Here is a 10117-nt window from a genome sequence, read left to right on the forward strand (position 1 = left end):
GAAAAAGGGGGGATATCTTAAAGCAAAACGACGAGCCGCAGGCCGCCGTTTGGTCCGGCGCAACCGGATTGTAAAATTGGCGGGTCGGTCCGGGATCTTGGGCGTGCACGCAGGTTTTCTGACAGGGCCCCCTGTTTCGCTTGCCCATAAGGCCTATAATGCGCGCCGGTTTTTGGGGGGATTGGTCATGAGCACAGAAGATCCGCGGTTTGCCGGTGTCGCCCGCCTGTACGGCATCGAGGGCCTCGATCGCCTGCGCGCGGCGCATGTGGCGGTCATCGGCATCGGCGGTGTGGGGTCCTGGGCGGCGGAAGCCATGGCTCGCTGTGGTGTGGGCGAGATCTCGCTGTTCGATCTGGACGACGTTTGCGTCAGTAACAGCAATCGCCAGTTGCACGCGCTGACCAGCACAGTGGGCAAAGCCAAGGTCGATGTCATGGCCGAGCGGATTCGCGAAATCAATCCCGACTGCGTGGTCCACGCTGTCGCCGATTTCGTCACGCGCGAAACCATGGCCGACTACATCACCCCCAACATCGACTGTGTGCTGGATTGCATCGACAGCGTCAATGCCAAGGCGGCCCTGATCGCCTGGTGCAAGCGCCGCAAGATCCAGATCATCACCACCGGTGGCGCGGGAGGGCAGATCGACCCGACGCAGATACAGGTCTGCGACCTCAACCGCACCTACAACGATCCACTGGCCTCTAAAGTGCGCTCGACCTTGCGGCGCGACTATGGCTTCTCCCGCACGGCGGGGCGCCACTATAGCGTGCCGTGTGTGTTTTCCACCGAACAGTTGCGGTATCCAAAGCCCGACGGCAGCGTGTGTTTGCAGAAGCGTTTCGTCGGGGATGGCGTGAAGCTCGATTGCTCGGGCGGGTTTGGCGCCGTGATGATGGTCACCGCGACCTTCGGGATGGTCGCTGCCACCAAGGCGGTGGAAAAAATCGTTGCCGGGGCCCGGCGCCCTTCGGAGCGTACCCAGTCCCAGTCCCAGTCCCAGGACTTGGCGCAGTCCTGAGCCCCCTCCGAGAATCGCGTCCTGCCTGAGCGCCTCTTTTCCCCGGCCACATCGCTGTGAACTGCCGCGTGCGGCGCTGAGCGTTTGCCCACTGGCTCAGCGCTGCGGACGGGCGCGGACTCGCTCCTTGCCCGGATGACCGGGTAGCGGCTGGCCCACCGCTTCGAGGGCCACGCTGCCCGGCTGCTCCAGCAGCTCCAAGAGGTGAGTGGAGGGCCACAGCTCGGACGGTTTGCGCCGGTTGAGCTGATGCACCAACGGTTTGAGCGCCGGCAATGGCGCAGGTCGGCTGAACAGATAACCCTGAACGTAATCGCAGCCGTATTCGCTGAGAAACTCCAGCTGCGCCGGGGTTTCCACGCCTTCTGTCACGACTTTGAGGTGCAGGGTGTGCGCCATGACAATGATCGCCTGGACGATCTCCATGTCCTGCGCGGATTGCGGGATGTCGAGGATGAACGAGCGGTCGATCTTGACCGTGTCCAGCGGCAGGCGCTTGAGGTACGCCAATGACGAATAACCGGTCCCGAAATCGTCGATGGACAAGGCCACGCCCAGCTTCCGAATTTCGTTGAGCAACAGTACGGTGTTGCCGATGTTCCCCATCAGCGCGTTTTCCGTCACCTCCAGCTCAAGGCGCTGGGGCGCCACACCTGCCTCGTCAAGTGCGGTGCGCATTTCCTGCAGCAGCTCTTCGCGTGCCAGGTTCAACGCGGAGCAATTGACGGTGATGATCAGGTTCTCGAAACCGCTGTCGCACAGTTGCGACAGATCCTGGCAGGCCCGCCGCAAGACCCAGTTATCCAGCTCGGCAATCAACCCATTGTTCTCGGCGATATTGATGAAGCGGTCGGGCGTCAGCAAACCATGGCTCGGGTGCTGCCAGCGGACCAGCGCCTCCAGTTTGGCCACATGACCGGTGCGCAAATCCACAATGGGTTGGTAGAACACCTGCAGGCCTTGGTCCTCGACCAACGCGTTGCGCAGTTGCTCTTCCAGGTGCAGCTCCAGGCTGGCCTTGGTTTTCAAGCTCTCATTGAAGAAGTGCAAGGTGTTGCGCCCGTTTCCCTTGGATTGATAAAGCGCCAGATCGGCATGCTTGAGCAATTCTTCGCAGGTGGTCCCATCGTGGGGAAAAACGCTGATGCCAATGCTGGTAGTCATCACCATGCGGCGGCCGGACAGGGCGATGGGGTTTTTCATCCGAGCCATGACCCGCTGTGCCATGTGCCGGGCCTCTTCGACACTGTTCAGGGTGATGAGGATGCAGAACTCATCGCCGCCCAAACGCGCCACCACGTCATGGGCGCGGGTGGCGCCGCGAATGCGTTCGGCAATGACCTTGAGGAGTTCATCGCCCGCATCGTGACCCAGGCTGTCATTGATGCGCTTGAAGTGATCGATATCCAAGAACATCACCGCAAGCATTCCCTTGGCCAACTCCTGTTCCTTCAGCCGCTCAGCGAAGACCTGATTGAACCCGCGGCGGTTGAGCAAGCTCGTCAGGGCGTCGTAATGCGCGACCTGCTGCAATGACGCACGGGCCTGATCGAGCTGGCTCAACAACGCATTGACCCGATGCAGATCGCGCTCTTTGGCCTGGAGCTTTTTGTCGGCCATGGCTGCGCTGACGCTGCCGGCAATGATCAGCAATACGATCAGGGCGATCGTCAGGCTTAACTGCAGGCCGTTTTCGCTGGAGGACATGTGCATTGGCGCACCTTCCGGCATCATCAGATGCAAGGCCCACATCCCCATGAAATGGGTGCTCACGATCCCCGCGCCGAGCACCAGGCTGGCCCCGTATTTGAGCACCTGATGGAACGCGTCGCTGCCTTGACGCAAATGAATGGCCAGCACCAGCGCGGCGAGGCTGCTGGCGATGGCCACGACGATGGAGCCGATGAACCGCACCGGCTCGTAGTACTGCACCGCGCTGGAACGCAGCGCGGCCATGCCCACGTAGTGCATGGTGGTGATGCCCACGCCGATACAGATTGCGGAGAATACATACTGCGGGACGCTCAATTGCGGATGGCTGAGCGCTTCCATTGCGACCATGCCGGACACCAGCGCGATCGCCAGAGACGCGACCGTAATCGGCAGGTCGTAGTGCATGTCCAGTGGGGCCTGGAACGACAGCATGCTGATGAAGTGCATCGCCCATATGCCCACCGCCAAGCACAGTGCGCCCAGCCCGCGCCAACGTAACCGCGCTCTGCGGTGCTCGACGTGGCCGATGCGTTCGGCGATGTGAAGCGTCGCGAAGCTGGCAGCGCAGGCGACGACGTAGGCAAGGACGATGAGTAAGGGGTTGTGGCTGCAATCGAGCAGCATCTGGCCGCCGACGGGCGCCGAAGGAAGGAAATGCAAACCCAGCCAATCCATAGCACGCTCCATGTGTCTACTGCAGAAGCGCTGTCAGTCGGGTGTGCTGATGGCACTTTGAGATGATTATAGGAGCGGCGCGGATTCGGGCATCTGCCGGGAGACAGACGTACAAACTATTTCGGAATAATGTTTATTGCCAAAAGTTCTAAAGGGAGTGGGTTTGTTCTAACGGGGTCAATTCGGCGAAGTGAATGGGGCGTTCCAGCGGCATGAGGCCGAACGCCGCGCGTGCCTTGTCACACTCAGGGCTGTGAACGCCAAGCTCCCACGACGCTTCGAATTCCCGACAGGTGCTTGAGCGCTGCTCGTAAATCGAGCAACTGACCGCTTTACCCACCTCGCCGATCAACGCCGTACAGCGGGGCGATTTACAGTCGGTACCCAACATGGCGACACGGCTGGGGCTGATGCTCGCCACCCATTCGTCGGGCACGGTGCCTCCCACCGATGCACATTCACCCCAAAAAAAAGACACACGAAAGTGTGAACAGCAGGCACCACAATTCAGGCACGGACTGACATCGGACATGGCTTCGGACCGAGGAATAATTAGGGAGTAGGGGGAGGCAAGCGCGCTCATTCTAGGCTTTTCATGACGGCTGGGAAGGGGGTGGAAAAAATATAATCAGGCCCCGCTGGCGACCCCGCACGGCGCCTCATATCCGGCTTCGCGCAGAGCCCATCGCAGGCTGCAGGATGCAACGTGACGTTGCAATGGAGCGGTATCAGCCGTGCGAATGATCACAGACAGGTGACGCATCGCTGTCTAGATTTCAGCACGACGGCGCAGACGTCCGGCCAGACAACAACAAGAAGAGGGGCGACACATGGTTGATTCCACTCAGGCCAGGAATGCATGGCGCGTTCTGTTTCTGCTGTTTCTGGCCAACCTGTTCAATTTCTTCGATCGCACGATTCCAGCCATCATCATCGAGCCCATCCGCAAAGAGTGGTCGCTGAGCGATTTTCAGTTGGGGATCGTCGGCACCGCGTTCACGCTGGTCTATGCCATTGCCGGCCTGCCATTGGGTCGTATGGCCGACACGGGGTCGCGCCGCAAACTCATGGGATGGGGGCTCGCTGCCTGGAGCGCCCTCACGGCGGTGAACGGCGTAGTCACCCATTTCTGGACCTTTTTGCTGGTGCGGATGGGGGTGGGCATTGGCGAGGCCAGCTACGCGCCTGCGGCCAATTCACTGATTGGCGACCTGTTCCCTGCGCACAAGCGGGCCCGCGCAATGGGTATCTTCATGCTGGGCCTGCCGCTGGGGTTGTTGCTCGCGTTCTTCACCATTGGCGCCATGGTCAAGGCGTTCGACAGTTGGCGTGCGCCGTTCTTCATCGCAGCGGTGCCGGGGCTGATACTGGCGGCGTTCATGTTCATGATTCGTGAACCGGCGCGAGGCGCCGCCGAGCACGTCACCGTGGCCGAAGAGAAAGTTGATCGGCCGATCCGTCGCGTGCTGTCGATTCCCACCTTCCGCTGGCTGGTGCTGGCGGGGCTGGCGTTCAATTTCGCGACTTATGCGTGCAATTCATTCATGGTGCCGATGCTCCAGCGCTATTTTCTGCTGCCGCTGCAGGATGCGGCCATGGCGACGGGGTTGATCGTGGGGGTGACTGGCCTCATCGGTCTGACCGCTGGCGGTTGGATCGCCGACAAAGTGCACCAGCGCTGGGCGAATGGGCGGCTGATATTTGCGGCATTGAGCATGGCCATCGCCTGTTTGTGCACGGGCTACGCGCTGCACGCGGGGAAAATCGAAGTCGCCGCCTTCGTCGCGGTGTTCAGCGCGGGCTGGTTGTTTTCCTACAACTTCTATACCTGCGTGTACACCGCCATTCAGGATGTGGTGCAACCTCGCTTGCGGGCTACCGCCATGGCGCTGTTCTTCGCCGGGCTGTACCTGCTGGGTGGCGGGTTGGGGCCAGTCGTGGTGGGCCTGTTGTCCGACCATTTCGCTCACACGGCGATGGCCGTGGCGCAGGTGGACCAGATGAGCGAGTCGTTCAAGGCAATGGGCCTGCATGACGCGATGATGTACCTGATTCCCGGCGCCTTGTTTTTTACCTTGGTGTTTCTGGCGGTCGCCTCGAAAGGCTTCAGTCGTGACGCGCAGCGGATGCGGGAGGGGATGGTTGCGCAGGAGCCCGTGGGGCAGCCAAGCGCGGCGTGAGGCTGCGAACGTGAGCCGTTGACGAAAGCCGTTCGTTCAAGCCCGGGTTCGTGTCCGGGAATCCGGCTCGACCAGCGCCACGGAATGGCTTGTAGGCTCTTGCACCGCCAAGAGCAGCAAGGCAAAGCGAGCGCCATGTCCACCGGGTCATCGCCGGTGGACATGGCTGACGCTTATCCGGCGACGAGGACCCGAATCGCCTCCAGGCGCAGCGCTGCCTTCTCCAGCATTGCCAGCCCTTGTTCGCGTAACTCGCGCAACGCGGTCAGCTCACTGTCGCGCACGGTCGGGTTGACCGCTTGCAGCGCCGTCAGGCGCGCCAGTTCCTCATCGGTGTCAGCGGCCAGGCGACGCTGCGCCTGCGCGACACGCTCGGCGTGTTTGGGCGCGATTTTCGCTTCCGCGGCGTTGATCTGCGGGTTGAGCACATCACGCTGGGCCTGAATGAATTTGTTGGCGCTGGCCCGGGGCACGCTTTCCAACTGATCGTTCAGGGTGGTGAAGGAAACGCGGCTCGACAGGTCGTTGCCGTTGGCGTCCAGCAGGCAGCGCAGGGCTGCCGGGGGCAAGTAGCGACCCAACTGCAGGGAGCGAGGCGCGACCACCTCACTGACGTACAGCAGTTCAAGCAGCACGGTCCCTGGTTTCAGGGCCTTGTTCTTGATCAGGGCGACGGCCGTGTTGCCCATCGAACCGGACAGCACCAGGTCCATGCCACCCTGCACCATCGGGTGCTCCCAGGTAATGAACTGCATGTCTTCGCGGGACAGCGCCTGGTTGCGGTCATACGTGATCGTCACGCCCTCGTCGTCGCCCAGCGGGAAACTGGCGTCGAGCATCTTCTCGCTCGGTTTCAGGATCAGCGCGTTCTCCGAATGGTCCTCGCTGTCGATGCCGAACGCGTCGAACAGGGTTTCCATGTAGATCGGCAGGGTGAACTGGTCGTCCTGTTCGAGAATCGCTTCCACCAGTGCTTCACCTTCTCCTGCTCCGCCCGAATTGAGCTCCAGCAGACGGTCGCGTCCGGTGTGCAGTTCGCTCTCCAGGCGCTGACGCTCGGCGCGGGCTTCGTCGACCAATGCCTGCCAGTCGTCTTCGTCACCCCCCTCCAGCTGTGGCAACAGGCGCGGACCGAACTGGTGCTGCAGGGCGTTGCCGGTCGGGCAGGTGTTGAGGAACGCGTTCAGCGCTTCGTGGTACCACTGGAACAAGCGTGCTTGCGGGCTGGTTTCCAGATAGGGCACGTGCAGTTCGATCGTGTGCTTCTGACCGATCCGGTCCAGACGGCCGATGCGCTGCTCCAGCAGGTCCGGGTGCGCAGGCAGGTCGAACAGCACCAGATGATGCGAGAACTGGAAGTTACGGCCCTCGCTGCCGATTTCAGAACAGATCAGTACCTGCGCGCCGAACTCTTCATCGGCGAAATACGCCGCAGCGCGGTCGCGTTCCAGAATGCTCATGCCCTCGTGGAAGACGGTGGCCGGGATGCCGGAGCGCACGCGCAGCGCGTCCTCCAGGTCCATCGCGGTTTCGGCATGGGCGCAGATGACCAGCACCTTGACCCGTTTGAGCATTTTCAGGGTGTCGATCAGCCAGTCGACACGCGGGTCGAACCGCCACCAGCGCGTCTCATCGCCGGTGTCGCCCTGGGCCTGAAAGCTGACTTCCGGGTACAGATCGGCGTGCTCGCCGATTGGAAGTTCGAGGTATTCGGCCGGGCAGGGCAGCGGGTAGGGGTGCAGCTTGCGTTCCGGGAAGCCTTGCACGGCGGCGCGCGTGTTGCGGAACAGCACGCGGCCGGTGCCATGGCGGTCCAGCAGTTCGCGAATCAGGCGCGCGCTGGCTTCGGTGTCGCCATCGGCGACCGCAGCGAGCAGGGCTTCGCCTTCGGCGCCCAGGAAGCCTTGGATGGTCTGGTGCGCTTTTGGTGACAGTCTTCCCTTGTCCAGCAGTTCCTGAACGGCTTCGGCAACCGGCCGATAGTTCTCGCTTTCGGCGCGAAAGGCGTTCAAATCATGAAACCGGTTAGGGTCGAGCAGGCGCAGGCGGGCGAAGTGGCTGTCCTGACCGAGTTGTTCCGGGGTGGCGGTCAACAACAGGACGCCGGGGATCACCTCAGCCAGCTGCTCGACCAGCGAATACTCGGGGCTGGCTTTGTCCTCGTGCCAGACCAGGTGGTGCGCTTCGTCGACCACCATCAGATCCCAGCCCGCGGCGAACAGCGCGTCCTGAGCCTTTTCGTCCTCCACCAGCCATTCCAGCGACACCAGCGCCAGTTGCGTGTCTTCAAATGGATTGCTGGCATCGCTCTCGATGAAACGTTCGGCATCGAACAGCGCAACCTGCAGGTTGAAGCGGCGGCGCATTTCCACCAGCCACTGGTGCTGCAGGTTTTCCGGTACCAGGATCAGTACACGGTTGGCGCGCCCGGACAGCAATTGGCGATGGATGATCAGACCGGCTTCGATGGTTTTGCCCAGGCCCACTTCGTCGGCGAGCAACACCCGCGGCGCGATACGGTCGGCCACTTCACGGGCGATGTGCAATTGGTGCGCGATCGGCTGCGCGCGGACACCACCCAGCCCCCACAGTGACGATTGCAGTTGGCGGCTGGTGTGTTCCAGGGTGTGGTAGCGCAGCGAGAACCAGGCCAGGGGGTCGATCTGCCCGGCGAACAGACGATCGCTGGCCAGGCGGAACTGAATGAAGTTCGAGAGTTGAGTTTCGGGCAGGGTCACGGGCTGGTTCTGCGCATTGAGGCCGTGGTAAATCAGCAGGCCATCGGCGTCTTCAACCTCGCGAACCGTCATCTTCCAGTTCTCGAAATGAGTGATGGTGTCGCCGGGCGAGAAACGCACTCGCGTGAGCGGCGCGTTGCGCAATGCATACTGACGGGTGTCGCCAGTGGCCGGATAGAGCACGGTCAACAAGCGGCCATCCTGTGCCAGAACGGTGCCCAAACCCAGCTCGGCTTCGCTGTCGCTAATCCAGCGTTGCCCCGGTTGATACTGCTGCGCCATGCTGCCTGACTCCCGCCTCGAAAAAGCCGACTATGTTAACGGAACAAGCTGCCCAGGCCAAAGCCACATTGTAATAAGGCGCGTATTTATTGGGCGCGTGGCCCGCCTTGGGCACTTGTTGCGGAAAACTTAGTCCAAACTCGCTCACTCGACGGCTCAAGTCGACGAAACAGCAGCCGACAGCTTGATAACAGGAGACCATTACCATGCTGCCACCGCTGATCCCATTGAGTGCGGCCCCCGTCACTGCGCAGCAGGATCCGGTCAAGCCCACGCCGGACATCCCGCCCGTGGCCCCCGTGCAACCGAGCTCCAGTGACAGCACCATCAATATGGGGCAACGCGACCCGGAACAGGCACAATTGCTGCTGCGCGAGGAACAGCGCCGTCAGCAACGCCGCCGCCGGGATCGACGCACCGTTGATCGCCATCCCGAATTGATCGAGGAGGCCGAGCAACCCCTGGAGTCACCGCTTCACACCGGCCCGGCGATTCCCGGTGACTCCCTGAATGCCGACAACACCGTGCCGGTCGTGCCGATCATCGACGATGAGCCGCGGCAGGGGCTTTGGGTGGATTTGAAGGTTTGAGAATGCTGGTCAGCGTTCAACCAATTGCGCATGATGGTGGCCATCCGGCATTTGAGAGCAGCACGCCATGAGTGATGAAAAACTGGTAGACCTGAGCGTCGAGCGCGCCAAGCGCATCCACGACCTCAATGACAAGCGCCTCAATGAAGTGCGCCAGGCCTTCGAACAGGCAATGCCATTGGGCAAGGGCAAAAAGAAATCAAAGAGTAAACCGAAAAAGCGCTAGGCCTCCGCCCATTCTGACCTTCCTGATCGACCGCCGCGTCGCGGCATTGATCTGGGTCAAGACCTCTCAAGTCCCCTTTGCGTAATCTGCACCCATCGAACAGGGTCACAGCGCAGAGGCGATTATGTTTATCGATCATGCAGTGATAGCAGGTGTAAGCACGGTGATGCTGATACTGAGCTTTTTCGCGGGTCTTTCGTTATTCCTCTGTAAAGAATCCCGTAAGCGCAGAAAGGATTGAGGTTTAAAAAAAGAGCACGCAAGGCATTTAGGGCGACTTCGGTCGCCCATTTTTTTTACCAATCAATGCTCAAACCTCGTCATGGCCCTTGGTTGGGATCTGCTACCGATTTTGCTTTTGATCCTCCAGGGGGGCAGCCCGGTCACTGGCGGGCGCGTCTTGGGGCAGGCTGGACCAGGAGGATGTGATTGCCCCCTTTGCCACGAGAGCTAGGGCCGCTGTAAAAGCGGAACCGTGAGTCGGCGTCACCCTCGCCAATGGATCAGGCCTCGGTTTCGGGACCCGTATAGCCTGGTTATGGGCGCCGCTGAGATCGGGGGCAGATCCGTTTGCGCGTGGGCTGGGAGCTGGGGTTTCGCTCTTTACGAGCGACTCCATTTTGTCTTGGCAAAATGGAGGAAAACCGCCTGCTCCTGGTTTGGCCCTGACTGCGTCAGGGTTCCTTCCC

Annotated in this window: 8 protein-coding genes; 5 read left to right on the forward strand and 3 right to left on the reverse strand. The window is 61.2% G+C overall.

Features of this window, described 5'->3' with window-relative positions; translation table 11 throughout:
* Positions 1-187 precede the first annotated feature (187 nt).
* Positions 188-1024 carry a tRNA cyclic N6-threonylcarbamoyladenosine(37) synthase TcdA gene (gene tcdA, locus N5D61_RS20075; RefSeq protein WP_279893958.1) on the forward strand — a complete coding sequence of 279 codons (837 nt, stop codon included), beginning with the start codon at positions 188-190 and terminating at the stop codon, positions 1022-1024.
* A gap of 96 nt (positions 1025-1120) precedes the next feature.
* Here tcdA and N5D61_RS20080 read toward each other — a convergent pair whose 3' ends face one another.
* Positions 1121-3412, reverse strand: coding sequence for an EAL domain-containing protein (locus N5D61_RS20080; protein WP_279893959.1), 2292 nt, complete (start codon positions 3410-3412; stop codon positions 1121-1123).
* Positions 3413-3560: 148 nt separating this feature from the next.
* Complete coding sequence (locus N5D61_RS20085; RefSeq protein WP_108240589.1) at positions 3561-3944, reverse strand: YkgJ family cysteine cluster protein; 384 nt, start codon at positions 3942-3944, stop codon at positions 3561-3563.
* A gap of 298 nt (positions 3945-4242) precedes the next feature.
* Between N5D61_RS20085 and N5D61_RS20090 the strand changes: the two genes are divergently transcribed.
* Positions 4243-5592 carry an MFS transporter gene (locus N5D61_RS20090; RefSeq protein ID WP_279893960.1) on the forward strand — a complete coding sequence of 450 codons (1350 nt, stop codon included), beginning with the start codon at positions 4243-4245 and terminating at the stop codon, positions 5590-5592.
* Between the two features lie 173 nt (positions 5593-5765).
* On the opposite strand, the gene rapA is transcribed toward N5D61_RS20090, so the two are convergent.
* Positions 5766-8612, reverse strand: coding sequence for an RNA polymerase-associated protein RapA (gene rapA, locus N5D61_RS20095; protein WP_108240591.1), 2847 nt, complete (start codon positions 8610-8612; stop codon positions 5766-5768).
* 206 nt (positions 8613-8818) lie between these two features.
* Here rapA and N5D61_RS20100 point away from each other — a divergent pair, with 206 nt between their 5' ends.
* From N5D61_RS20100 to ccoM, 3 genes are all read left to right on the forward strand, one after another.
* Positions 8819-9202 (forward strand): aspartate-semialdehyde dehydrogenase, encoded by a 384-nt coding sequence (locus tag N5D61_RS20100; RefSeq protein WP_108240592.1) that lies wholly within the window; start codon positions 8819-8821, stop codon positions 9200-9202.
* A gap of 67 nt (positions 9203-9269) precedes the next feature.
* A complete protein-coding gene (locus N5D61_RS20105) occupies positions 9270-9428 on the forward strand; it encodes a hypothetical protein (RefSeq protein ID WP_177411142.1) in 159 nt (52 codons plus the stop codon).
* Positions 9429-9552: 124 nt separating this feature from the next.
* Positions 9553-9669, forward strand: coding sequence for a cytochrome c oxidase subunit CcoM (ccoM, locus tag N5D61_RS20110; protein ID WP_279893961.1), 117 nt, complete (start codon positions 9553-9555; stop codon positions 9667-9669).
* Positions 9670-10117: the final 448 nt, after the last annotated feature.

This window comes from Pseudomonas sp. GD03842 (genome assembly GCF_029841165.1).
GTDB lineage: Bacteria > Pseudomonadota > Gammaproteobacteria > Pseudomonadales > Pseudomonadaceae > Aquipseudomonas.

Bases quoted from the DNA above. Each gene is read 5' to 3' on its own strand.
- tcdA (WP_279893958.1), top strand. From the start codon at position 188: ATGAGCACAGAAGATCCGCGGTTTGCCGGTGTCGCCCGCCTGTACGGC.
- N5D61_RS20080 (WP_279893959.1), bottom strand. From the start codon at position 3,412: ATGGATTGGCTGGGTTTGCATTTCCTTCCTTCGGCGCCCGTCGGCGGC.
- N5D61_RS20085 (WP_108240589.1), bottom strand. From the start codon at position 3,944: ATGTCCGATGTCAGTCCGTGCCTGAATTGTGGTGCCTGCTGTTCACAC.
- N5D61_RS20090 (WP_279893960.1), top strand. From the start codon at position 4,243: ATGGTTGATTCCACTCAGGCCAGGAATGCATGGCGCGTTCTGTTTCTG.
- rapA (WP_108240591.1), bottom strand. From the start codon at position 8,612: ATGGCGCAGCAGTATCAACCGGGGCAACGCTGGATTAGCGACAGCGAA.
- N5D61_RS20100 (WP_108240592.1), top strand. From the start codon at position 8,819: ATGCTGCCACCGCTGATCCCATTGAGTGCGGCCCCCGTCACTGCGCAG.
- N5D61_RS20105 (WP_177411142.1), top strand. From the start codon at position 9,270: ATGAGTGATGAAAAACTGGTAGACCTGAGCGTCGAGCGCGCCAAGCGC.
- ccoM (WP_279893961.1), top strand. From the start codon at position 9,553: ATGTTTATCGATCATGCAGTGATAGCAGGTGTAAGCACGGTGATGCTG.